Here is a 23,766-nt window from a genome sequence, read left to right on the forward strand (position 1 = left end):
GGTTACGGTGGCCTCATGGCCAACCCGACCCGCTGGGCGACCGACACCGGCCCCGAGCACTCGCAGTGGTATATCGACCGGTTCCGCAAGCTGGTGGCCGAGGGCGCGGACCTGGCCGGCGAGGCCCGACTGGTGGACGCCCTCGTCGCGCCCGGCTCCCGGATTCTCGACGCCGGCAGCGGCACCGGCCGGGTCGGTGCCGCGCTGGCCGAGCGGGGGCACACGGTGGTCGGCGTGGACGCCGACCCCGCGCTGGTGGATGCCGCCCGCGCCGACTATCCCGGCCCGACGTGGCTGGTCGCCGACCTCGCCGAGCTGGACCTACCGGCGCTGGGCGAGGCGGAGCCGTTCGACGCGGCGGTGCTGGCCGGCAACGTGCTCGCCTTCGTCGCCGTCGGCACCGAACCGGAGGTGCTGCGCCGGGTGGCCGCGCACCTGCGCCCCGATGGCGTGCTGACCGTGGGCTTCGGCACCGAACGCGGCTACCCGCTGACCGCGTTCGACGCCGACGCGGTGGCCGCCGGGCTGCGCGTGGAGCAGCGCTTCGCCACCTGGGACCTGCGCCCGTGGCGCGACGACGCCCCGTTCGCGGTCACCGTCCTGCGCCGCCCAGCCGACTGACCACCGTCTGCCGCCCGCTGACCGCGCCCAGCTTCCCGGTGATCAAGAGGTTTGCGTCAGTCCCGCGCCACATTCTGACGCAAACCTCTTGATCACCGCCGGGCCGGGGGGCCGGAGGGCCGGGGGCGGGGGGCCGGAGGGCCGGGGGCGGGGTGCTTTGGGTGGTCAGTCTGGGGCGGCGACGGCGCGGGCGGCGGCCGGGTCGAGGGTGGCGCCAGCGGGCACCAGGCTGACCAACCCGGCCGGCAGCCGTACCGGCCGCACGTCGCGGTAGCCGAGCATCGGGAGCACCTCCCGGTCGGCCAGCACGTACCGTCGGCCCAGGTCGGTGACCACGGAGACCGCGCCGCCGGTCGCGCCGGGCGCCGCCGCGGCCTCGACCACCGCCCCGCGGCCCGGCTCCACCACCACGTGGTCGGCCAGCACCGCGCCGCCGGTCGGCGCGGTGCGGGGCACGGCCGCCAGGTCCCGCAGCGGTACGCCCCAGCGCACCTCGCCAACCCCGCCGTCGTTGCCGATGCGGGTGCAGAGCGCCCCGCCGTCGCCGGCCGCGAGCCGGGGCGGGGTCGGTGGCGGGGCGTTCGGGCCGGTCGGGGCGAGATCGGGCACCGTGGGCAGCGCGGCGAACCGACCCAACGTCATCGGCACCGGCTCGACCTGCCCGGTGCGGGCCAGCAACAGCCCCGCCTGCAACTCGGTGATGCCGGCCAGACCGGCGTCGAGCGCCACCGCGTACTGCCGGCCGCCACCGGAGTTGCTCACCAGGTAGACCGTGCCGATCGCGGCACCCGGCACCCGGGTGGCGGGCCGGCCCAGCGCGGGCAGGTCGAGCGGGGCGAGGTCGGGCCCGGCGGGCAACGAGTTGAGCAGTGCCGGCGCCACCGGAACCGCCTGGGCCCGGGTGGTGGCGAGCGCCGCCAGCACCCTGCTGGGATCACGGACGAGGTAGCGGTGCTGGTGCCAGACCAGGTGCAGCCCACCGTCGGGGTGGCGCAGCAGCAGCGCGTCGTCGCCCAGCGGCCGGCCGCCGTCGGGCTCGGTGCCGATCAGCAGCGCGGAGCGGGGCGCCTCGACGCCCGCGCCGGCCGGGACCGTCGAGCAGACCGTCCACGCCGTGGTGGCCAGCCGGCCCGGGGCGGGCAGCGAGTCGGGTGCGTCGGCGATGCCCAACGGCAGCCCGCGCGGCACCCCGTCGATCGTGCGTCGGGACACCAGCACGGTCTTCGACCGGTCCGCGCCGACGATGAGCAGCGCCGAGGCGTAGTTGAGCACCGGGTGCAGCTTCTGCTCGCGGTAGACGAACCGCGCGCCGGACTCCTTCTCCACGATCACCGCGCCCGGATCGCGCCACCCCTTGCCGCCGCCGGCGAACAGGCCGTAAAGGGCGAAACCACCGAGCCCGATGGCCGCGACGAGGACGCTGGCCAGGCCGGCGCCGGCCAGCCGCCGAAACGGCGACTGCGCGGGGTCGGTCTCCCGCATGACCAGGGCGGCGACTGCCCGCTGGACGCTGAACTGGTAGGAGTGCAGCTGGTCCTGCCGCGACGGCATGAGGTCCCTCCGGTGGATCGGCCGGGCACAGGATATGCGCTGCGTCAATGTCCCGTGGACCCTGCGTGGCCGCCCGTCGCGGGGCAACCGGTACCATCCGTGGACGAATCCGGCGGCGAGAGGGCACCCGTGGGCGCGCGTTTCGAAGAGCTGGCCTGGCGGGAGACTCCGATCGGCGCGATCAGCCTGCGCCGACGCCGGGACCCGGCACTCCAGGTCGAGGTGTACGAGGTCAAGCTCGACGACGAGTACCTGATGTCCAGCCTCTTCCCGGTCGCGGAGATCGAGCTGGCCCGGCTCGGGCTCGCCGAGGTGGCCGGTGACTCGCTCGACGTGGTGGTGGGCGGTCTCGGGCTGGGCTACACCGCCTGCGCGGCCCTGGGCGACCCCCGGGTGCGCTCCCTGTTCGTGGTGGAGGCGATCGAGGACGTCATCGACTGGCACCGGCGGGGGTTGCTGCCGTTCGCGGCAGGGCTCGCCGAGGACCCGCGGACCCGCTTCGTGCAGGCCGACTTCTTCGCGGCGGTGGCCGGTGACACCGGTTTCGACAGCGAGGTGCCGGGTCGGCGGTTCGACGCCGTGCTGCTCGACGTCGACCACTCCCCGCGCAACGTCCTGCACCCGAGCCACGCGGCGTTCTATCCGCCGGCCGGGTTGCGTCGCCTGGCCGCCCTGCTGCGCCCCGAGGGCGTCTTCGCGCTCTGGTCGGACGACCCACCGGACGCCGACTTCACCGACGCGCTCGGCGAGGTGTTCGCGGGCGTACGCGCGCACGTCGTGCCGTTCGCCAATCCGCTGACCGGTGGGGAGTCGGCCAACACCGTCTACGTGGCGCGCACCGGCCCCTGATCGACTCCGGTACGCCGCTGGCGCATGGTGTCGGCCGGACGGGGAACGAGAAGCCGGGCCGGCCGCACCAGGCGCGGCCGGTTACGGGAGGTCGACATGCGTGCACTGCTCTGGGTTGTCGGCGTGGTCGCCGGCGTGCTGATCCTGCTCGGGTTGATCCTCGAGGCGGTCCGCTGGCTGATCATCATCGGTCTGATCGCGCTGGTGATCGTGATCATCCTGGGCGTCGTCAAGGGGCGGCAGGCCATGAGCCACCAGTCTCGCCGACGGTGACGCACGGCGAACCTCTCAGAACCAGTCCGGGCGCATGTCGAGGGTCGTCCGATCCCGGCTCTCCAGCAGGTCGAACTGCGGGCCGGTCCGGGGCAACTCGACAGTGAAGAAGTAGCGTGCGGCCTGCCGCTTGCCGGCGTGGAACGCGTCGCCGGCCCCCTCCGGCGGCAGCGCCAGCACCTGCTCCAGCCACATCCACGCGATCACCACGTGCCCGACGGCCTCCAGGTAGGCGCTGGCGTTGGCCAGCGCGAGCACCGGGTCGCCGTCGGCCCACAGTCGACGGGTGACCGCGGTGACCCGGTCCACCGCGGCGGCCAACCGGTCCGCCAACTCGGTCGCCTCTCCCCCGGCCTTCCGGGCCCGCTCGACCGTGTCACCGATCGTCGCGGTCAGCAGGGCCAGACCGGCCCCGCCCCGCATGGTCATCTTGCGCCCCAGCAGGTCCAGTGCCTGGATGCCGTGGGTGCCCTCGTGGATCGGGTTGAGCCGGTTGTCCCGGTAGTGCTGCTCCACGTCGTGGTCGCGGGTGTAGCCGGCGCCTCCGAGCACCTGGATTGCCAGGTCGTTGGCGGTGAGGCACCACTGCGACGGCCAACTCTTGGTGATCGGGGTGAGCACGTCCAGCAGCAGGCGCGAGCGCTCGCGGTCGGCCTCGGCCGGGGCGGTCTTCTGCTCGTCGAGCAGCCGCGCGCAGTAGAGCACCAGCGCCAGCGCCCCCTCCACGTAGCTCTTCTGTGCCAGCAGCATCCGTCGTACGTCGGGGTGGTCGATGATCGGCACCTGCGCGGCGGCCGGGTCCTTGGCACCGACCGGCCGCCCCTGCGGCCTCTCCTTCGCGTACGCCAGGCTCTTGAGGTAGCCGGTGTAACCCAGCGCGGTGGCACCTGCCCCGACCCCGATCCGGGCCTCGTTCATCATGTGAAACATCTGCGCGAGACCCTGGTGCGGCGGGCCGACCAGGTGGCCGACCGCACCGGCGCGGCCGGCGGGGGTGTGTGCGCCGTCGCCGAAGCTGAGCAGGGTGTTGGTGGTGCCCCGGAAGCCCATCTTGTGGTTGAGCCCGACCAACACCACGTCGTTGCGCTCGCCGAGCGACCCGTCCGGGTCGACCAGCACCTTCGGCACGATGAACAGTGAGATGCCCTTGACCCCGGGCGGTGCGCCGGGGATGCGGGCCAGCACCAGGTGGACGATGTTCTCGGCCAACTCGTGGTCGCCACCGGAGATCCACATCTTGGTGCCGAAGAGCCGGTACGTGCCGTCCTCCTGCGGCTCGGCGCGGGTGGTGATGTCGGCAAGCGAGCTGCCGGCGTGCGGCTCGGACAGACACATGGTGCCGAAGAACCGGCCGTCCAGCATGGGCCGGACGTAGGTGTCCACCTGCTCGGGGCTGCCGTGCGCCAGCAGCAGGTTGGCGTTGCCCAGGGTGAGGAACGGGTACGCCGAGGTGGCCACGTTGGCGGCCTGGAACCAGGTGAAGCAGGCCGCCGCTACCGCGTGCGGCAGTTGCAGGCCACCTACCGTGGCGTCCAGCCCGGCGGTGAGCAGGCCCGTCTCGGCGAAGCTGTCCAACGCCGCGCGGACCTGCGGGATCAGCCGCACCCGCTGCCCGTCGAAGGTCGGCTCGGCGAGGTCGGCGGCCCGGTTGTGCGGGGCGAACTGTTCGGTGGCCACCCGCTCGGCGAGATCCAGGGCGTCGTCGAAGGTCTCCCGGGAGTGCTCGGCGTAGCGGGGACGCTCGACGAGTTCGGACACCCGCAGCCACTCGTGCAGCAGAAAGTCGAGGTCACGGCGGGAGAGCAGGGTGGACGGCACGGCACTCCTCAGCGGGCACGGGGGCGGGTCGGGCCGGGGCGACAGCCCACGGCCGCCCCGGCCCATCCTGGCCGATCGACCGGGCGCGCACCACCGGCCCGGGTGGGGTTCGACGAGCGGAACTTGTCACACCGACCGGTTAACGTCGTTGCCCGTGACCGCACCCGGAGATGTCCCGCCCGAGGTCCTCGACCGGCTGCGGCCGATCTGTCTCGGGCTGCCGGAAACCTACGAGGAGCCCGCCTGGGTGGGCATCCGCTGGCGGATCCGCAAGCGGACGATCGCCCACGTGCTCACCGTCGACCCCGATCGCCAGCCGGTCCACGCCCGGGCCGCCGCACTCGATGAGCCCGCCTGCCTGCTGACCTTCCGGTCGCCACTCGACGAGATCGCCGGGCTCCTCGCCACGGGGCACCCCTTCTACAAACCGGACTGGAGTCCGAACGTGATGGGCATGGTCCTGGACGGGAACACCGACTGGGAGGAGGTGGGTGAGTTGCTCACCGAAAGCTACTGCGTGATGGCCCCGAAGCGCCTCGCCGCCCAGGTCGGCCCCCCGGCACCGCCGACCGGCTGAGCGCCGAGGGCGCCCTACCACCGGCTGAGCGCCGAGGGCGTCCTGCCACCGGCTGAGCGCCGGCGGTGTCCTGGGACCGGCGGTTTCGGCCGGCACGCTCCGGGGATACCGCGCCGGATGGCCGGAGCCGTCGGTTACCGGCTGGAGCCGAGGCGCCGCCGGGCGGGTGAGGAGCGGTTCGATGTCGTCGCTGCCCACTGAGGAGGATCCCCGGTTGACGCCGGTGCTCCAGGACGACCGGGTGTGCACGGGGGTGACCACCCTGCACGGGCGGGTGTTCCTGAGCTACCCGTCGGCGGATGGGCCCGGCGTGCAGGTGGTCGAGGCGGCGCCGGACGGCCGTCGTGTCCCGTACCCCGATGCCGCGTGGAACCGCGTTGACCAGCCACCGGACGGGGCGTTCGTGCACGTCAACGGGTTGCGCGCCGGCCCGGACGGCCGGTTGTGGATCGTCGACTCCGGTGCGCCGCAGATCGGCGGCGCGCAGGTGCCGGGCGGCGCTCGGCTGATCGCGGTCGACCCGGACGGCGACCGCGTGGAGCGGGTCTACCACCTCGACGAGGCGGTGCACCCGGACAGCTACGTCGACGACGTCCGTTTCAACGGCCGGGTGGCGTACCTCAGCGATGCCGGAGCGGCCGGCCTCATCGTGCTCGACCTCGACTCGGGTCGGTCGCGACGGGTGCTCGACGGGCACCCGAGCACGGCGGGCGGCCCGGTGGTCGCCGACGGTCGCGCGCTGCGTGACCCGGACGGTGCCGAGGTACGCCTGCACGTCGACCAGTTGGAGGTGTCGCCGGACGGTCGCTGGCTCTACTACCAGCCGGCATCCGGCGGGATGTCCCGGATCGCCACCCGCTGGTTGGACGACCCGTCGGTGTCCGCCGACGAGATGGCCCGCAGGGTCGAACGGTGGTGTGACACACCCAGCACCGGCGGCACGGCCATCGACGCCACCGGCACCATCTACCTCAGCGACCTGGAACGGCGGCGCGTCCTCGTCCTCGCACCCGACCGCGGCGTACGGACGCTCGTCGCCGACCCCCGACTGGCCTGGGTGGACGCGATGTGGCTGGACGCCGATGCCCGGCTCTGGATGCCGGCGGCCCAACTGCACCTGACCGCCGGGCTCAACGGCGGGCACTCGGCCGTCGACTATCCGGTCCAGATCTACCGGATGCCCGTCGAGATCGGGCCGCCCGCCCGGGACCACGCCTGAGTGTCTGGCCAGGCAGCGCTGGTGCGCTGGCGGCCGCCGAGCGGCGCCGCTGGATCCTCGATATCCTGGCCGGCATGCACCGAAGCCGCGTGTACGCGCTGCTGATCGACGCTCCCGAGGCGGAGGCCGCCCGGGCGGCGGAGTTCTGGTCGGCGGCGCTCGGCGTCAGCACCCGGTCCGATCCTTCCGAGCCGCAGTTCGTCGGCCTGCACGAGGCGTTGCCGGGGCTGGTCACCGCGGTCCAGGCGGTCGACGACTCGCCGCGCTTCCACCTCGACATCGAGACCGACGACGTGCCAGCCGAGACCGCACGGTTGCTGGCTCTGGGTGCCACCGAGGTGTCGCAGTGGCTGGACTGCCGGATCCTGCGGGCGCCCGGCGGCCACCTGCTCTGTGTGCTTCCGGTGGCGAGTCCGCCGGAGGTGTTCGCGGCCGAGGCCCGCACCTGGCCGTGACCGGCCGACCTGTCACAGGTCGGCGTTAGGCTCCGGGCCATGGCTGAATTCGTGTTGGTGGCGGGGGCGTGGCTGGGGTCGTGGGCATGGGACGAGGTGGTCCCACCACTGCGGGCGGCCGGCCACGGCGCCCACCCGTTGACCCTCTCCGGCCTGGCCGAAAGGCGGGAGGAGCCCGCCGGGCAGCAGACCCACGTGCGGGACATCGTCGACGAGGTCGAGCGCCGCGACCTGCGCGACGTGGTGCTGGTCGGGCACAGCTACTCGGGCATTCCGGTGGGTCAGGCCGCCGAGCGGATCGGCGACCGGTTGACCCGGGTAATCTTCGTGGACTCCGAGGTGCCGGTCGACGGTGGGTCGTTCGCCTCCGGTTGGTGGCAGGGCCAGGCGGCCTTTGAGGCGCAGATCGCCGACAACGACGGTTACTGGGCTCCGGTCGGCGCGGCCGACTTCGACGGTCAGGGTCTCACCGACGAGCAGATCGCGCGCCTGGTCGACGGGTTCACTCCGCATCCGGGCGCCACGTTGACCGAGCCGGCGGTGTTGAGCCGACCGCTGGGTGAGCTGCCGGCGACGTACGTCAAGTGCCTGCTCGACGGGCCTGAGCCCAATGAGACGGTGGCCAAACTGCTGACCAGCGACCACTGGCGACTGGTCACGATGGCCACCGGCCACTGGCCGATGCTCTCCCAGCCCGCCGAGCTGGCCCGGATCCTGTTGGCCGAGGCCGCCTGACCCGCGCCGCCTGGGTCGCGCCGGCTGACCCGCGCCGCCTGACGCGCGCCGGCTGGGTCGCGCCCGCCTGGCCCGCGCCGGCCGGGGTCGCGCCCGCCTGGGCCAATGCGGACCGACCTGCTGACGGGGCAGCCGCGCGGTCAGTCCAACGAGCGGTATACCTCAGTGGCATATTTATGACTCAGAGGTATGTCGCTCGTTCGGCTGGGTGCCGCCCACCGCGACACGAGCACGCGCCCCGCCGCAGCCCTCAGGTCGCGTCGAGGGTCTGGATGTGACGCACCGGTGACGCCAGCAGCCACAGCACGGCGAGCACACCGCCGAGGCCGGCGATGACCAGGGTGGGCCGCAGCCCGATGGTGGTGCCCAACGCACCGCCGACCAGCGCGCCGAGGGGTCGGATGCCGTAGTTGACGGCGCTGTAGGCACCGGCCCGGCGCCCTCGCGCGTCGTCTGGTGTCACGGCGGTGAGGAGGGCGTTGAGGTTCACGTCCATCAGCATCACCCCGACGCTGGAGACCAGCTCAATGGCCGCCAGCATGGCCACCTTCGTCCACGTCGGCCCGGACACCAGCGCGGTCAGCGCCAGCGGCGCGGGGAAGACCACCGCGCCGATCATGGCGGTGCGGCCCAGACCGATGGCGCGCGAGATCCGCGGTGCGAGCGCCGCACCCGCGAACCCGCCGAGCGCGCCGAACCCGAGGGCGATGCCGATCGCGCCGGCCGACAGGTCGAGTTCGCGGCTGGCGTAGAGCACCAGCAGCGCGCCGGCGATGAAGGTGAAGAAGTTGACCGTGCTGGTGCAGCCGAGGGCGGCCCGCAGCACCGGGTGCCGCAGCACCAGCACGAGCCCTTCGCGGACCAGGCCCAGAGTGGACGTCCGACGCGGTGGGGGCGGCGACTCGGTCGCCGGGATGCGGCTGAGCAGCAGCGCGGAGCCGAGAAACGAGACCGCGTCGACGACGATCGCGACCGGCGCGCTGAGCGCCTGGACCAGCCCTCCGCCGACGGCCGGGCCGGCGATGAAGGACAGCGACCGGCTCATGCTCAGCTTGCTGGTCGCGTCCACGTACGCCGATCGCGGCACCAGGGCGACGAAGAACGCCTGACGCGCCATGGCGAACAGCACCGCACCGAAGCCGGTGAGCAGTGCCACCAGGTAGAGCTGGGTGAGGGTGATCGCGTCGAACAGGTAGGCCACCGGCAGGCTGAGCAGCACCGCGGCGCGGATCAGGTCCGCGATGATCAGGAGTCGCCGCTTGTGGGTGCGCTGGTCCACCCAGGCACCCAGGAACAGGCCCAGCAGGTTGGGCAGCCAGATCAACGCGGTGAGGACGCTGACCTGCACGGGTGTGGCGGTCAGCAGGGTGACGGCGATCAGCGGTAGGGCCAGCTCGCTGATCCGATCGCCGAAGTCGGAGATCGTCTGGCTGATCCAGAAGGTGCGGAACCGCCGGTCGCGGTGCAGGGCCGGCGGGGCCGCGGTGGCGGTGGCGGTCACGGTGTCGGTGAGGGCGTCGGTGGCGGTCACGACGCGGCCGGGTCGTCGCCGGGCTCGGGCAGCAGGTAGCGCAGCATCCGGACGATCCGCGCGTCGGCCGGCGACGCGTCGTCCTCCTTGCGCCGCACGTACGGGGCGAGCAGCTCCTCGATCGCGGCCTCCAGCTGGTGCAGCTCCTCGGGGGTGGCCACGAACCGGGTGTCGGCCACGCCGGCCACCCCGCGCCACTGCGCGTCCAGCCGGGGTTCGTCGTGCAGCAGCCACTGCTGCGGCGCCTCGGCGGCCCGGGCGAACATCTCACCGCGGAGCTGACGGCCGGCGGCCTGTCCCTCGGCATCGTCGGGCAACGCGAAGCGGAAGCCCCGGGCGGCCGCCTGCCACCAGCGCTCCCGCTTGCTGGCGGTGCCCTCCGCGTCGACGACCAGGCCGAACGTCGCGAGGTGCCGCAGGTGCCAGCTGACCACCGACGGGGTGGCGCCGACGTGCGGCGAGAGGCCGGTGGCGGTGGACGGGCCGTGCCGTTGGAGGCGGTCGAGAATGGCCAGCCGGACAGGGTGGGCCAGCGCTCGCAGCGCCTGCGGCTCGGTGATCTCGAAATCCCCGTACGGATTCTTGAGAGACATGTTTCGAGAGTAGTCTCTCAGATCAGAGCGGGGCAACCCCGCGCCACCGCGGCGGTGCCGCGCCGATCAGGCGATGCCCAGCCGCGCCAACGGCTCGACCAGTTCCCGCTCCTCGTAGCTGAGGTGCGACAGGAGCGCGTCGGTCAGCAGGTCCACCGCGGTCCGCAGCTCGGCGAGGCCGTCCGGAGACCCGACGTACGCGACCAGCGCCCGGTCGACACCCTCCAGCACGTCGTGGATGACGTGGTGCTCCTGCTCCAGCCGGTCGACCACCGGGCCGAGTCGGGGGTCCCGCGCCCTCAACCGGGGGAAGAACGACTGGTCCTCGATGGTGTGGTGGGTGGTGACGATGCGGCAGTACGACTCGCAGTAGACGCCGAGCGTCCACCGGTTCTGCCGCATGGTCATCGTGTTGATGTGGGACCGGGCCGCGCCCGCGTCGATCTCGCCGGCCGCCACCTGCTCGATCAGGTCGTGGATCTGGGCCAACTCGGCGCGCAGGCCGTCGTGGATCTGCACGAGGTGCGCGCCGGTGGCCTGCTCCTGCGGGGTGTACGTGCGCTCCGGGTCGGGTGCGGGCCCGGTCGGCCGGGTCGACTCGTCCCACACCTGCTGCTCGCTTCGCCGTACCCCGTCGTCGGGGGTCGGCACCACGGCGAACGCGCCGCCGGTCGTGGTGGCGCGGCTCGCCCGGGCCGGCGGCGCAGCGACCGGCTCTGGCGTACGCTCCCGAGCCGACTCGGCCGGCGAACGCTCCTGGGCCGGCTGGGCCGGCGTCGGAGCCGCACCCCGGTCGCGCTCGGCCGCGACCAGCTCGCGGACGGCGGGGGCCACCTCACCGGCGAACCGGCGCAGGTCGTCAGGGTCGTCGCTGCCGAGGATGAAGGTGCCGACGCCCTCCCCCAGTGCCAGCTCGGCCAGCTCCTCGGCCCACTGCTCGGCGGGACCGTTCAACGGGCCGCGCCCCACGGCCGAGAACTGCCCGGAGATGTTGAGCAGCCGACGCACGTCCTGCGCGGACCGGCCGGCCTGCTGCGCGGCCTCGTCGATGATCGCGTTGCCCCTGCTCAGGTCGCCGGGCTGAAGGTAGCCCAGCGTGGGCAGCCAGCCGTCGGCCCGACGACCGGTGAGCTGGAGCATCCGGGGCTTGTACGCACCCAGCCAGATCGGCACCGGGTGGGCCGGAGCGGGCCCACGCTTGGCACCCACCACCCGGTAGAACTCGCCGTCGACCCGCACGCCGCCGCGCGCCTCGACGTCCCAGACCTGACGGATGACCTCGATGGCCTCCTCCAGCGCTCGTACGCCCTGGCCGGGGGTCAGCCGCCGGCCACCCATGGCCTCGATGGCGTCCCAGAACGCCCCCGCTCCGAGGCCGAGGCTGACCCGGCCACCACTGAGCAGGTCCAGGCTGGCCACACTGCGGGCGAGCACCGCCGGCGGGCGCAGTGGCAGGTTCGTCACGTTCGCCGACAGGTGCACCCGGCTGGTGCGGGCCGCCACGAAGCTGAGCAGCGTCCAGGTGTCGAGGAACGCCGGCTGGTACGGGTGATCCTGGAAGGTGACCAGGTCCAGCCCGACCTGTTCGGCCAGGACGGCGACGCCGACCGTGCGGTCCGGATTGCCAGCGCTGGGCGTGACGAAGGATCCGAAGACCAGGTCGTGGCCGTAGTCGCTCATCTGCGAGCCTCCCGCTTCCCGCGACGCCTCGGGCGATGCGTCGTGACCTTAACCTTATGCCACACAGAACATCTTCTGCCAACAAGGTCTGACTCACTGCGGTATTGTCGGGGGATGACGGGTGCCCCTCACCGGCCGGACCGGCCCGATCCGCTCGACGACGACCTGGGCTGGATGCTCGGGATCGTCTTCCGCGGCTACGTCCGGGCGGCCGAGCACGCGCTCACCGACTTCCCCGGTGGTCCGCGCGGCTACCAACTGCTCACCGCGGCGGTCAACGGGCCGGCCCGAAACCAGGGCGCGATCGCCGAGGAGATCGGCATCGACCGCACCGTCCTCACGTACCTGATCGACGACCTGGAGCGGCCCGGCTTCGTCACCCGGCGCGCGGACCCGGCCGACCGGCGCAACCGGCTGGTCGAGGTCACCGACGCCGGCCGTGCCGCCTGGGAGCAGCGGCGGTTGGCACTGCGGCAGGTCGAGTCGCACCTGCTGGGGGCGCTCACACCAGCCGAGTCGGCGACGGTGCGGTCACTGCTGCAGAAGGTCGCCTGCTCGGCCCAGGCGGCGGACCCGCTGCGCGACCTCTGCGAGGTGGTGACGCAGGCGCAGGCCGACCCGGTGGCGCCCGCTGCGCACCGGACCGCCGCCCCGGCGGTGCGGAGCGGTCGAACCGCCACCCCCCGAGCCCGCCGCCGCAGGCCCGACTGACCCGCGAACAGCGTGGTGCGGGCCCGCCCCGCACCACCCGACGTCGTCCGTCGAGCGGTGCCGGACGGGCCCGCGATGTCGCTACCGCGCCCGGTCAGCGCACGTGCACGAACACCGGGTTCGAGTAGAACCACAGGTCGTCCCACGGGCTCTCCAGCCCGTCGGCGAGCGGCTCGGCCTCGTCGGTGCTGGTGCCACGCACCCGTGCGTAGGTGTCCGCCTCGACGTTGCGCAGGGTGTGCCGGATGACGTAGCTGTCGCCCTGCCGACGCCAGTCCCGCGGGCCGAACCGGGCCGCCACCTTGGTGGTGGGGTTGGTGTCGGCGTCCAGGCTGGCGCTCGGGCCGGTGATCTGGCCGACGATCAGGTCGACCCGGCGGACCTCGGGCCGGTCGCCGTTCGCGTTCAGCCCACCCAGCGGGCGGAACGTGATCTCGATCTCGACATCGGTACGGCTACGACGGCTCACCGTGATCGTCTCGCCCACCTCGGCGGTCCTGCCCTGCGACGTGGCGGTGACGTCGAGGCTGCGGATCAGGTCACCGGTGGTGACCCAGATCCGGCCGTTGCGTAGACCGTCCATGATGTCGCCGTAGTCCTGGCGGGCGTGCACGTACGTCTTGCTGTACTCGCCCGGCCAGAAGTCGGAGCCACCGCGGGTCCAGTGCACGTGCGAGTCCGAGGTCGCGGTGATCCACCAGCGCCGGCCCTCGCCGAGCAGCGAGTCCCACAGGCCGCCGACCCGAGCGGTCATCTGGTCGAAGCCGCCGTAGGTGGGGTGGTTGCCGTACCCGCCCCGCTTGCCACCGTTGAGCGGGCCGGCCTGGTGGCCGGGCGCGCCCTCGAAGCCGATGTAGACGTCCGGCGCGGCGTTGTTGCCGTTGCGGAACTCGCGCGGGGTGTCCTGACCGTAGACGCCGAGACCGGGCGCCGACCGGGACGCGTGGTGGGCGATCACCAGCGGCTTGTGCGGCATGCCCCGGGCGACCTTGAGGAACTCCACCATCTTGGCCTCGGTGTCGCGGGCCGGGTCGGTGGGGAACGCGTCGTACTTGGCGAACCGGCTCTCCAGCTCGAAGAGCTGCTTCGCCTCGTCGTCGTGGCGCGGGATCATCAGCGTGTGGTGGTCCAGCGAGGGCGCGTCGAACTCCATGCCCCAGAACTGAAGCACCTCGGGGACCAGCTTGCGGGAGCGCAGCAGGTCGGGGTACGCCTGCTCGATGTTCACCTTCGAGTGGGTCGGACCACCGTGATCGGTGCACATCGCCCAGGTCAGGCCGAAGTTCTTCGCCATGATGGCGTTGGTGACGATCGGGTAGACCGCGTCCGCGCCCTTGTGAAAGACGATCGGGGACTTGGTGGTGTCGAACTCGCCGCTGTACTCGGAGTGGATGTGGTGGTCGCCCGCACGCCACGCCCGGTTCCTGGAGTTACCCCGGTCGGTCTTGTCCTCGTCACCCGGCCGGCGGTCCTCGTCGGCCCACGCCGCTCCGGCGCCGACCAGTGGGCTGGCCGCGGCCAGTGTCGCGCCGACGCCCGCGTACTTGACCAGCTTGCGCCGGGACAGCTGCGCGTGCTCGGTCTCTTCGGGATGCTTGTCTCTCACCTGAGAGCCTCTCCTCGATCAAGCGAATGCTCTTTCGATCAAGGAGCCTCGGAGAGGGCGGTGAACGCCCGCCGTACGCAGCGGGTGCTCCCGATGAACACCCTGCTCCCACCGGCGGGGAGTGCCGGGCGGGCAGCAGTGGGTCACGCCGGGACCACGCAGTGTCCAGTCGGGTCAGATCCGGGCGCGTGGCAGCCAGCCCAGGAATCGGAGCCGGACCCGAGGCAGCGGCAGCGTGGGCAGGTCCTGGGCGGCGGCGACGAGGCAGGAGCCGAGATAGACCGCGAGGGAGGCGCGCGCACCGCCGAACTCGGCGAGCAACTGGCTCTGCTTGGTGGCGCAGGGCCACTCGCGTCCGCATCCGGTGCAGGTCCAGCTCGGTGGGTTGGGCAGGTGCTCCGGCAGCTTGGCGCGACGGTACCGACCGACGACGCTGTTGTCCGAGCGAACGTCGCGCCGCCGTGCCGCCGGGCCCTCGTTGCGGCGGGCCACCGGACGGGCACCGGGCAGGTAGCGCCCGACGGTGCCGAAGAGCACCCCGACGCGGATCAGGACGTCCGGCCCGACGTGCTGAGCCAGCAACGCGGTCATCAAATAGTGCCCCAGCAGGTCGAAGGCGTCCCGGTTGAGGCGAAGGTCGCGGCACAGGTCGACGAAGTCCGGCGTGGTCAGCGGGACCCGGTCGTCGAGTGCGCGGCGCAGCACCTCACGCAGCCCACCACCGAGCCTCTCCAGCGCGTCGCCCTCACCCAGACCCAGGCTGTCCTCATCCGCCACCCGAGCCAGTGCCTCGGCCACGGCCAGCCGAACGACGCGGTCAGGATCGGTACTGTCCAACGCTTCCCCCCTCCGTGGGCCGGTCTTTCGGCGGCGACCCCGTCGCCCTCCGACGAATCCGGCGGCAACCCCCGTCGCCCTCCGACGAATCATGAACAAGATTTCGCTGTCGCCCGCGAGGGTGGCTAGGACAGCAGACGTAGAACCATTCGGCGCGTTAGCCGGAAAACGAAGTCGAGCTGCCGACACATCGCAGTGATTCACCGGACGACACGTCGGTGATTGTCGTATGGTGACATTCCCATCTACAGATATTGCGTCCCCGAGTCACTGAATGACCGACGCCCGCAACCGGTCGCTGCCGTCCCGCTCGCGACGTTCCACCTTCACCGCACCGCCGGCCAAACGAGGTGCCGGGTCACCGCCGAATACCTCGGCACGTCCCGATCCTGCCGTCGGCACCCGTTCCCACGACCCGGCGGCACCTCCACCGGACGGAGACAGCGGATGACGTCATCGCCAGTGCAGACCCACCAGTTCGACAGCCGAGACCCGGTGGCCATCCAGGAATTCCTGTCCGCCACGTACGACCCGAAGCTGCGCATTCAGAGCAGGAACGGATACCGGCTCACCCACCACCGGGTCGACACCGGTCCCTTCGCCATCGCGACCACCCGCCAGACCGGGCACCTGGAGATCGATGCCAGCACTCTCGGCGGGCTGGTCATCGGTCGCTCCCGCACCGCGCACGTCGATCGCTCCTGTGCCGGATCGGTTAACCGGTTCGGCCCCGGCGAGGTCTTCCTCGTCACCCGGCCGGAGGAGCCGTGCACCGTCCGCTGGCACCCCGGCGAGGTGGAGCTCTGCGTACTGGACCTGTCGGTGCTGGCACAGGTGGCCACCACCGCGCCGGCCCGCCGACCCGGTCGAATCGAGTTCACCGAGTTGGGCGCCGCCGGTACGGCCCTCGCCCGCCAGTGGCGCAACACCACCAGCTTCGTCCGCGACGTCGTCTTGGACAGCCCGGCCGCCGGGGCGCAGTCGCTGGTGATCGGCAACGCCGCCCGGATGCTGGCCGCGGCGGCGCTCGCGGTCTTTCCCAACACCGCGTTCACCGAACCGACCGCCGCGGACCGGAACGACGCCACCACCGCCACGCTGCGACGGGCGATCGGGTTTCTGGAGGAGCACGCCGACCGGGACATCAGCGCGGCCGACATCGCCAGCGCCGCCGGTGTCTCCCTGCGGGCGGTGCAACTCGCCTTCCGCCGCCACCTCGGCACCACCCCCATGGCCTACCTGCGTCGGATCCGGCTCGTCCGGGCACACCACGACCTGGTACGCGCCGACCCGCGCCAGGAAACGGTCTCGGCGATCGCCAGTCGGTGGGGGTTCGCCAGCCACAGCAGGTTCACCGCGCGATACCACGCCAGTTACGGTGTGCCGCCGCGCGAGACGCTGAACACCTGAGACAGGTCGCGCAGGACGCCAACCAGGGCTGGCGTCGACTCACGTTCGTCGGGACGGTCCGGAGCTAGCCCCGGTCGCGCTCGTGGCTGTCGCGGGCGGTCTGCACCTCGGGCACCGAGGCCTCCAGCAGATCGGCGAGGCCCCGCAGTTGCTCGGCGACCCGGGCGCCGAGGGGGGTCAGCGAGTATTCGACCCGCGGTGGGATCGCGGTGAGCACCTCGCGGGTGAGCATCCCGTCGCGTTCCAGGGTCTGCAGGGTCTGGGAGAGCATCCGCTCGCTGACCCCGTCGATGCGGCGCCGCAGCGCGTTGAACCGGTAGCGGCCCTCGCCGAGCGCCAACAGGGCCAGCGAGGCCCACTTCGAGGTGACGTCCTCGAAGGCCGCACGGGAGGTGCACCCCCGGGCGAAGACATCGCTGACGAATTCCTGGGTAGGCCCCGCCGGATCCTGGGCCGGCATGTCGCTCACCTCACCAGCCTATCCCATACCGCTAATCGGTTAGTGCTGTAGATTCGTAAGCGCTTACTGATCTGCGACCACCCACCGGAGGTTCCCATGCCCACCTATGCCGTCACCGGCGCCACCGGCCGACTCGGCCGCCTGGTAATCGAGCAACTGCTCGACAGCGGCGTACCCGCCGCCGAGATCGCCGCCGTCGTCCGCAGCCCGGAGAAGGCCGCCGACCTGGCCGCGCGCGGGGTCGAGATCCGCAAGGCCAACTACGACGACCCGTCGACCCTGCCCGGCGCGGTGGCCGGCGTACGTCGCCTGCTGCTCATCTCCGGCGACGCTCCCGGTCAGCGCGTCGCGCAGCACACCGCCGTCATCGACGCCGCCAAGCTGGCCGGTGTCGAGCGTCTCGTCTACACCAGCATCCTGAAGGCCGACACCACCGCGAACCCGCTCGCCCCGGAGCACAAGGCCACCGAGGAGATCCTCGCCGCGTCCGGTCTGACCTACACCGTCCTGCGCAACAGCTGGTACACCGAGAACTACACCGACCAGCTGCCGCAGTACCTGGGGTCCGGCACGATCCTCGGCGCCAGCGGCGGCAGCAAGATCTCCGCCGCGACCCGGGCCGACTACGCGGGGGCCGCCGTGGCGGCCCTGACCCGCGAGGAGGACGGCAACGCCGTCTACGAACTGGGCGGCACCGCGTTCACCTTCGACGAGCTGGCCGAGGCCGTCACCGAGGTGACCGGCACCACAGTCGTCCACCAGGACATGTCCGCCGCCGAGCTGGCCTCGGCCCTGGAGAACGTCGGCCTGGACGCGGGCACCGCCGGTTTCGTGGCCGCGCTCGACCACTCGATCGCCAGGGGCGAGCTGGTGACCGACAGCGACGACCTCAGCCGGCTGCTCGGCCGGCCGAGCACCCCGCTGCGCGACGCCATCCGGGCCGCACGGGCCTGACCAGAGTCATCGCCGAAGCGGGCGGCGCGGCCGCCGCCGCCCGCCAGGCGGTGCAGCTGGACCCGTATCCTCGACGGCATGGTGAGGCACGTCGACGACCAGCGCTCCCGGCCCACCGGGCCTCCACGTCGACACCCCGCGCGGTCCGACCTGGACACTCTGGCGTCGGCCCGGTGAGCGGCGACTTCGTCGTCCGCGCCGCCGTGGCGCAGGACGACCCCGAGCAGGTCTTCGACGTGCTGTGGCAGCTCGCTCCCGACGACGCACGGCCGGACGCCGTCCGGCTGGCCACCGCCTGGCGGGACCTGCACGCGCAGGCTGGCCGCCGCCTCCTGGTGGCCGTCGCCGGGGACACCTTCGTGGGCACCCTGGACACTCTCGTCGCCCCGAACCTCACCCACGGCGCGCGACCGTACATGGTGGTGGAGAACGTGGTGGTCGCACCCGGCTGGCGCCGTCGTGGGGTCGCCCGTGCCCTCATGCTGGCGGCGCTCGACGACGCGACGGCGGCCGGTTGCTACAAGGTCCAGCTGGTGTCGAACGCCGCGCGCACCGAAGCCCACCAGTTCTACGCGTCGGTCGGCTTCGCCCAGTCCGCTGTGGGTTACCGCCGGTACCTCACCACCGCGATGTGACACTGGCGGCGGGCGCGAGCGTCCCGGTTTTGCCGCCGTCGGCGAGCCGGCGGAGTTCGCCGACGTCCGCCCGCTCCGGTACGCCGGGTCAGTCGGCCTCGGTCGGCGCCGCGAGCAGCAGACCCGTCAGCAGACTGCGCAGGGTCCGCTCGACGAGGTCCGCCCGGGGCGCCGGCCCGGAGGGCTGACTGAACGCCGCGACAAGGTGCGGGTACGCCGCGAGGTCCAGCCCGGCGAAGCTGAACGCGCCGGCGGCGGACTCGCGGCGGGCGAAGAGGCTCACCACGCCGGTCATCATCGCGATGGCCTCGAACTTGGCGGACACGGAGCAGCGCAAAGGCTCCAGGATCCGGATGCAGTTGTCGAACCAGGCCAGGCTCTCGGGGCCGATGCCGGAGGGCCGGTGGATCACGTCGAGCAGCCACGGGTGGGCGCCGAACAGCGCCAACTGCCGGCGGCCCAACAGCACCATCGTCTCCAGCCAGTCGCCCTCCACCTGCGGGTACGGGCGCAGCTCCCGCACGGCCCGGTCGGTCATCAGGTCCAGCAGGTCGTCACGGGAGGACAGGTAGCGGTAGAGAGAACCGGCGCCGGTGCCGAGCGCGGCGGCCACCGCGCGCATCGACACCGCGCCCAGCCCGTCGGTGTCGGCCAGTGCGATGGCGGCCACGACGATGGCGTCCCGACTGTGCGCCGGAGCGGGGCCGCGGCTGCCGCGTTCGGGCCTGCTCCAGATCGGCTGCCGGTCGGAGCCGCCACTCGCGGATGTGTCACTCACTGATCTACTGTAAACTGCAAACGACGTTCGCTATTTATTGTCGGTGCCGCACGGATGTCGCCGGCGCCCAGCGAACGAGTCACGCTGCACGGATGACACGGTCGCCCAGCGTCATTGATCTTGGCTAGGCTGGTGGACATGCCCGCACACCATCCGCACCGCCACGACGACGGCCGGAGGTGGGCCCCCACCGCGGCGCGCCTGATCGAGCCGGCCGACTGGTGAGTGACGCACAAGTGCCCGCCCAGCGCGGTGGGCCGCCCGCACCAGCGCAGCCGCACCGCTCGGGTTGGACCGACCGATGCGACCGGCTCGCCCGGTCCCGCCCCTTCGAGATCGCCATCGTCGTGGTCATCCTCGCCAACGGCATCGTCCTCGGCCTGGAGACGTACGACGACCTGAGCCCGGCGGACGGCGCGCTGCACGGGCTGGAACTGTTCTTCCGGGCCGTCTTCGTCGTCGAGATCGCCGTCCGGCTGGCGGCGTTCGGCAGGCGCCCACAGGACTTCTTCCGACACGGCTGGAACGTCTTCGACTTCGTGGTGATCGCGGCGATCTTCATCCCGGGCCTGCACGGCGACCCGGCGTTGCTGCGGGTCGTGCGGGTCGCCCGCATGGTCCGCCTGGTGCGGTTCTCGCCGGGTCTGCGGACCATCGTCTCCGCGCTGTGGCGCAGCCTGCCGGGCGTCACCGGGTTCCTCGCCCTGGCCGTGGTGACGCTCTACGTGTACGGCATGGCCGGCTGGCTGATCTTCGGCAATCGGTATCCGGAGGAGTACGGCGACATCGGCCGGTCGCTGCTGACGCTGTTCGTGCTGCTGTCGCTGGAGACGCTGCCGGACCTGATCGAGCAGGGCATGGCGATCTCACCGTGGACGCTGCTCTACTACGTCAGCTACGTGGTCGTCACCGTCAACCTGCTGCTCAACATCCTCATCGCGGTCATCGTGAACTCCATGGAGGAGGCCCGCCGGCTGGAGATGACCGAGCGACTGGCCCCCGGGTACGACGAGGACGGCGACGGCGTACCGGACGAGGTGGACCGGATCGCGCTCACCCAACGGCTGGACGACCTGCGGGCGGTCATCACCGAACTCGAACGTGAGCTGCGCATCGACCGGGACGACGGGCACGGCCGACCCCACCGGGACAACGCCCGCGCCAGACGGTGATCAGACGCTCGCGCTGCGTCTTCGGGTTCGGATAGTGTCGACGGCGGTCCCATCGGCCTCCCTGAAGGGGTAACGGCATGACGGCCAGTGTCGACAATGCCCAGACCACCACCGATCTCACGGACACGCTCGGCACGGTGATCGACGAGGTGATCCACCCGCAGGCGCCCATCGTCGACCGGGATGGGGCCTTCCCCCGTCCGGGTGTCGACGCTCTCGCCGCAGCCGGCCTGCTCGGCCTGGCCTCCTCGACCGAGGTCGGTGGCGGCGGCCACGGCATGCGGACGGTCGCCGAGGTCATCGAGCGGCTGGCCGCCGAGTGCGGGTCCACCGCGATGGTGGTGCTCATGCACTACGCGGCGACCGCCGTCATCGAGGCGCACGGCCCGCGCGACGTCCGCGCGGCCATCGCCACCGGCGACCACCTCACCACGTTGGCCTTCTCCGAGTACGGCTCGCGCAGCCACTTCTGGTCGCCGACCGGCACCGCGACGGCCGCCGACGACGACACCGTCCGCCTCGACGCCCGGAAGAGCTGGGTCACCTCGGCCGGGGAGGCCAACAGCTACGTCTGGTCGAGCCTCCCGCTGACCCGCGACGCCGGCCCGATGACGCTGTGGCTGGTGCCGGCCGACAGCGCGGGCCTGAGCGTGACCGGCGACTTCGACGGGCTGGGGCTGCGCGGCAACGGCTCCCTCCCGATGACCGCCGACGGGCTCCGAGTTTCGCCGGCGGCGAGGATGGCGGCCGACGGGGCCGGGCTCGACACCGCGCTCGGCGTGGTCCTGCCCTGGTTCCTGGTGCTCAACGCCGCCTTCTGCCTCGGTCTCGCCGACAGCGCGGTGGCCGAGGCCGGCCGACATCTCACCCGGACCACCCTCGCGCACACCGGCGCCGCCCTGCGCGACGCGCCCGTCACCCGACGCGACCTCGCCCGCCTGATGATCCGCACCGACGCGCTGCGGGCCTTCCTGAGCGACACGCTGACCGCACTGGAGACCGGCCGCGACGACGCGACGCTGCGGGTGCTCCAGGTCAAGGCGCTCGCCGGCGAGACCGTCGCCGACGTGACCGACGGCGCGATGCAGCTCTGCGGCGGCAGCGCCTTCCGCAAGGAGTTGGGCCTTGAGCGCCGTTTCCGGGACGCCCGCGCGGCCCGGGTGATGGCACCGACCACCGACGCGCTGCACGACTTCGTCGGTCGGGTCGCCACCGGCCTGCCGCTGCTCGACGAGGCCAACCGCTGATGCCCGCGCCAACCGTCCTGCTGGGCGCGGTCGCGTACGACCCGAAGGTGGTGACCATCTGGGAGGGTTTCCGCGCCTGGTTGCGCGGACGAGGGCTGGACTTCGACTTCGTCCTCTACTCGCACTACGAGCGACAGGTCGAGGATCTCGTCGCCGGGCGGATCGACGCGGCCTGGAACTCTCCCCTGGCCTGGCTGCGGGCCGAGCGGCTGGCGGCCGCCAACGGCACGACCGTCCGCGCGCTCATCATGCGCGACACCGACCAGGACCTCACCTCGGTCGTGGTGGTTCGCGCGGGCTCGCCGGTGCGCCAGCTCGCCGACCTCGCCGGACGGGTGGTCGCCGTCGGGGCGGTCGACAGTCCACAGGCGACGCTGATTCCGCTGGGTCACCTCGCCGCGGCCGGGGTGACTGTCGACGTACGCCGCTTCGAGGTGGGAGTCGGCCTGCACGGCGACCACATCGGCGGCGAGCGGGACGCGGCCCGCGCCCTGGTGGCCGGGGAGGTCGACGCCGCCTGCATGATCGACGCCAACCATCTGGCGTTCGTCCAGGAGGGCACGTTACCGCCCGAGGGCACCCGGATCGTGGCGCAGACCGCACGCTACGACCACTGCAACATGACTGTCCGCGCGCCGGAGTCCGACGGGGTCCGGCTCCTCGGCACACTGCTGCTCAGCATGTCGTACGCCGATCCGCTGGTGCGTCCGCTGCTCGACCTGGAGGGGCTGACGGCCTGGCGGGAGGGCCGCACCACGGGGTACGCCGCCCTCGCCGATGCGGTCGACACCAGCGGCTTCTACTCCCCGGACGGGCGGGTGACGGCCACGGACTACCGGCCGTGAGCGCGACACCGGTCGCCGAGGTCGACCTGGGTGACCTGGGTTTCGGCCGGGGTGCGCACCTGCTCGTGCAGCGCGCCCTGGCCGGGTTGCCGCCCGGCGGCCGGTTGGCGGTCTCCGGCCGCGACCCGGCGCTGCGCGTACACCTGCCCGCCTGGTGTCGTGGCCGTGGCCATCGGGTCGAATGGCCGGACCGGGGCGACCGGGGCGACCCGGTGGCGGTGGTGGTCCGGGGGTCGGCGGATGACGACCGCTGGTTCGGCGCCGAGCGGGCCGGGCCGGCCCTGCCGTCGGCGCTCAGCAGCCGTCCACCGGCGCGGTGGGGGCTCGGCGCCCGGGGCGCGCTCCTCGAAGCAGGTGGTCCGGAGGCCCGGTTCGACCTGGACGACCGCGACCTGGTCTGGGCCGACATCGCCCCCCACCTGTACGCGCAGGCCGCCGCCCGACAGTGGGACCCGCAGGCCGCGGTGCCGTGGGACGACCCGTTCGCGCTGCCGACCGACGTCGAGGCGGCGGTGGTGCAGGTGATGACCTACCTGGTCGAGAACGAGCAGGCCGCCCTCGTCGTGCCCGCCCGGTTCGTGGGGCGCATCCACCCGCACTTCCGGGAGGTGGTGCAGCTTCTCGCCGTGCAGATGGCCGACGAGGCCCGGCACATGGAGGTCTTCAGCCGGCGGGCACTGCTGCGAGGCGCCGAGCTGGGAACGTCATCCGCCGGCGGTCGGCAGTCGCTGTTCACGCTCGTCGCGGAGTCGGACTTCGCGTTGGCGTCGTTCCTGCTCTCCGTGCTCGGCGAGGGCAGCTTCGTCGATCTGCTCTCGTTCCTGCACGAGAACGCCCCGGACCCGGTGACGCGCCGGATCTGTTGGCTCGCCATGCAGGACGAGCGCCGGCACGTGGTGTTCGGCATGGCGCACCTGGAGCACCAGGCGCAGCTGGATCCGCTGCTGCGGGACCGACTACGGGCGGCCATCCACCGCCGCCACGACACGCTTGTCGACACCGCGGGGCTCAACGCGGACGTCTTCGACGCGCTGGTGGTGCTCGCGGCGGGTGGTTGGCATCCGGACGACGTGTCCGCCGGCTTCGACCGGGTGCGGGCTCTGCAACACGCGATGGACCAGGGCCGTCAGCGCCGCCTCGTTCGACTGGGTTTCCAGCCCGACGAGGCGGCGGCGCTCTCCGCCCTGCACACCCGCAACTTCATGTAGG

24 protein-coding genes are annotated in these 23,766 nt (G+C 72.4%); 15 read left to right on the forward strand and 9 right to left on the reverse strand.

Translation table 11 applies throughout. The annotated features are described in order from the left end of the window. Positions 1–15: 15 nt before the first annotated feature. Positions 16–621: a bifunctional 2-polyprenyl-6-hydroxyphenol methylase/3-demethylubiquinol 3-O-methyltransferase UbiG gene (locus ACFYL6_RS11610; protein WP_112602530.1), complete on the forward strand. Its 606-nt coding sequence runs from the start codon at positions 16–18 to the stop codon at positions 619–621. A gap of 165 nt (positions 622–786) precedes the next feature. On the opposite strand, the gene eccB is transcribed toward ACFYL6_RS11610, so the two are convergent. After that, complete coding sequence (eccB, locus tag ACFYL6_RS11615; RefSeq protein WP_387170315.1) at positions 787–2,172, reverse strand: type VII secretion protein EccB; 1,386 nt, start codon at positions 2,170–2,172, stop codon at positions 787–789. A 129-nt stretch (positions 2,173–2,301) separates the two neighbouring features. On the opposite strand from eccB, the gene ACFYL6_RS11620 reads away from it, so the two are divergent. After that, entirely contained in the window at positions 2,302–3,021 is a 720-nt protein-coding gene (locus tag ACFYL6_RS11620; protein ID WP_387170317.1) for a spermidine synthase, read from the forward strand. A 96-nt stretch (positions 3,022–3,117) separates the two neighbouring features. Further along, entirely contained in the window at positions 3,118–3,294 is a 177-nt protein-coding gene (locus tag ACFYL6_RS11625) for a hypothetical protein (RefSeq protein ID WP_198041500.1), read from the forward strand. 15 nt (positions 3,295–3,309) lie between these two features. On the opposite strand, the gene ACFYL6_RS11630 is transcribed toward ACFYL6_RS11625, so the two are convergent. Further along, the gene (locus tag ACFYL6_RS11630) at positions 3,310–5,112 is read right to left on the reverse strand and encodes an acyl-CoA dehydrogenase (protein ID WP_387170319.1); all 1,803 of its coding nucleotides are present in this window, start codon (positions 5,110–5,112) and stop codon (positions 3,310–3,312) included. A 154-nt stretch (positions 5,113–5,266) separates the two neighbouring features. On the opposite strand from ACFYL6_RS11630, the gene ACFYL6_RS11635 reads away from it, so the two are divergent. The 4 genes from ACFYL6_RS11635 (at position 5,267) to ACFYL6_RS11650 (ending at position 8,098) form a co-directional block, all read left to right on the forward strand. After that, entirely contained in the window at positions 5,267–5,689 is a 423-nt protein-coding gene (locus tag ACFYL6_RS11635) for an MmcQ/YjbR family DNA-binding protein (RefSeq protein WP_387170321.1), read from the forward strand. Positions 5,690–5,870: 181 nt separating this feature from the next. After that, positions 5,871–6,908 (forward strand): SMP-30/gluconolactonase/LRE family protein, encoded by a 1,038-nt coding sequence (locus ACFYL6_RS11640; RefSeq protein ID WP_387170323.1) that lies wholly within the window; start codon positions 5,871–5,873, stop codon positions 6,906–6,908. A 74-nt stretch (positions 6,909–6,982) separates the two neighbouring features. After that, positions 6,983–7,363, forward strand: a complete 381-nt coding sequence (locus tag ACFYL6_RS11645) for a VOC family protein (RefSeq protein ID WP_387170325.1) — start codon at positions 6,983–6,985, stop codon at positions 7,361–7,363. A 39-nt stretch (positions 7,364–7,402) separates the two neighbouring features. Then, positions 7,403–8,098, forward strand: a complete 696-nt coding sequence (locus ACFYL6_RS11650; RefSeq protein ID WP_387170327.1) for an alpha/beta fold hydrolase — start codon at positions 7,403–7,405, stop codon at positions 8,096–8,098. 250 nt (positions 8,099–8,348) lie between these two features. Here ACFYL6_RS11650 and ACFYL6_RS11655 read toward each other — a convergent pair whose 3' ends face one another. The 3 genes from ACFYL6_RS11655 to ACFYL6_RS11665 all read right to left on the reverse strand — a co-directional run bounded on the left by ACFYL6_RS11655 (position 8,349) and on the right by ACFYL6_RS11665 (position 11,902). Beyond that, complete coding sequence (locus ACFYL6_RS11655) at positions 8,349–9,629, reverse strand: MFS transporter (RefSeq protein WP_387170329.1); 1,281 nt, start codon at positions 9,627–9,629, stop codon at positions 8,349–8,351. Next, entirely contained in the window at positions 9,626–10,222 is a 597-nt protein-coding gene (locus ACFYL6_RS11660) for an ArsR/SmtB family transcription factor (protein ID WP_387170331.1), read from the reverse strand. Before ACFYL6_RS11660 ends, ACFYL6_RS11655 begins: the two co-directional genes overlap by 4 nt. 66 nt (positions 10,223–10,288) lie before the next feature. Next, positions 10,289–11,902 carry an LLM class flavin-dependent oxidoreductase gene (locus ACFYL6_RS11665; RefSeq protein WP_387170333.1) on the reverse strand — a complete coding sequence of 538 codons (1,614 nt, stop codon included), beginning with the start codon at positions 11,900–11,902 and terminating at the stop codon, positions 10,289–10,291. A 114-nt stretch (positions 11,903–12,016) separates the two neighbouring features. Here ACFYL6_RS11665 and ACFYL6_RS11670 point away from each other — a divergent pair, with 114 nt between their 5' ends. Then, on the forward strand, positions 12,017–12,613 hold the full coding sequence (locus ACFYL6_RS11670) for a MarR family winged helix-turn-helix transcriptional regulator (RefSeq protein WP_387170335.1): 597 nt from the start codon (positions 12,017–12,019) through the stop codon (positions 12,611–12,613). 94 nt (positions 12,614–12,707) lie between these two features. On the opposite strand, the gene ACFYL6_RS11675 is transcribed toward ACFYL6_RS11670, so the two are convergent. Further along, positions 12,708–14,219: a phosphoesterase gene (locus ACFYL6_RS11675; protein WP_387170337.1), complete on the reverse strand. Its 1,512-nt coding sequence runs from the start codon at positions 14,217–14,219 to the stop codon at positions 12,708–12,710. Positions 14,220–14,393: 174 nt separating this feature from the next. Next, entirely contained in the window at positions 14,394–15,056 is a 663-nt protein-coding gene (locus tag ACFYL6_RS11680) for a hypothetical protein (RefSeq protein ID WP_387170339.1), read from the reverse strand. Positions 15,057–15,503: 447 nt separating this feature from the next. Between ACFYL6_RS11680 and ACFYL6_RS11685 the strand changes: the two genes are divergently transcribed. Continuing rightward, complete coding sequence (locus ACFYL6_RS11685) at positions 15,504–16,466, forward strand: helix-turn-helix transcriptional regulator (protein WP_387170341.1); 963 nt, start codon at positions 15,504–15,506, stop codon at positions 16,464–16,466. Positions 16,467–16,530: 64 nt separating this feature from the next. On the opposite strand, the gene ACFYL6_RS11690 is transcribed toward ACFYL6_RS11685, so the two are convergent. After that, positions 16,531–16,926, reverse strand: a complete 396-nt coding sequence (locus ACFYL6_RS11690) for a helix-turn-helix domain-containing protein (protein WP_238659412.1) — start codon at positions 16,924–16,926, stop codon at positions 16,531–16,533. Positions 16,927–17,022: 96 nt separating this feature from the next. Between ACFYL6_RS11690 and ACFYL6_RS11695 the strand changes: the two genes are divergently transcribed. After that, on the forward strand, positions 17,023–17,880 hold the full coding sequence (locus tag ACFYL6_RS11695) for an SDR family oxidoreductase (RefSeq protein ID WP_387170343.1): 858 nt from the start codon (positions 17,023–17,025) through the stop codon (positions 17,878–17,880). A gap of 173 nt (positions 17,881–18,053) precedes the next feature. Next, on the forward strand, positions 18,054–18,515 hold the full coding sequence (locus tag ACFYL6_RS11700; RefSeq protein ID WP_387170345.1) for a GNAT family N-acetyltransferase: 462 nt from the start codon (positions 18,054–18,056) through the stop codon (positions 18,513–18,515). 88 nt (positions 18,516–18,603) lie between these two features. Here the strand turns inward: ACFYL6_RS11700 and ACFYL6_RS11705 are convergent, their stop codons facing one another. After that, positions 18,604–19,293 (reverse strand): TetR/AcrR family transcriptional regulator, encoded by a 690-nt coding sequence (locus ACFYL6_RS11705; protein ID WP_387170347.1) that lies wholly within the window; start codon positions 19,291–19,293, stop codon positions 18,604–18,606. A 221-nt stretch (positions 19,294–19,514) separates the two neighbouring features. Between ACFYL6_RS11705 and ACFYL6_RS11710 the strand changes: the two genes are divergently transcribed. The 4 genes from ACFYL6_RS11710 (at position 19,515) to ACFYL6_RS11725 (ending at position 23,765) form a co-directional block, all read left to right on the forward strand. Next, on the forward strand, positions 19,515–20,465 hold the full coding sequence (locus ACFYL6_RS11710) for an ion transporter (RefSeq protein WP_387170349.1): 951 nt from the start codon (positions 19,515–19,517) through the stop codon (positions 20,463–20,465). 77 nt (positions 20,466–20,542) lie between these two features. Next, on the forward strand, positions 20,543–21,712 hold the full coding sequence (locus ACFYL6_RS11715; RefSeq protein ID WP_387170351.1) for an acyl-CoA dehydrogenase family protein: 1,170 nt from the start codon (positions 20,543–20,545) through the stop codon (positions 21,710–21,712). Further along, entirely contained in the window at positions 21,712–22,557 is an 846-nt protein-coding gene (locus ACFYL6_RS11720) for a phosphate/phosphite/phosphonate ABC transporter substrate-binding protein (protein ID WP_387170352.1), read from the forward strand. Before ACFYL6_RS11715 ends, ACFYL6_RS11720 begins: the two co-directional genes overlap by 1 nt. Next, positions 22,554–23,765: a ferritin-like domain-containing protein gene (locus ACFYL6_RS11725; RefSeq protein WP_387170354.1), complete on the forward strand. Its 1,212-nt coding sequence runs from the start codon at positions 22,554–22,556 to the stop codon at positions 23,763–23,765. The genes ACFYL6_RS11720 and ACFYL6_RS11725 overlap by 4 nt, the downstream gene beginning before the upstream one ends. Position 23,766 lies beyond the last annotated feature (1 nt).

This window comes from Micromonospora sp. NPDC007208, assembly GCF_042869175.1.
GTDB lineage: Bacteria > Actinomycetota > Actinomycetes > Mycobacteriales > Micromonosporaceae > Micromonospora > Micromonospora foliorum.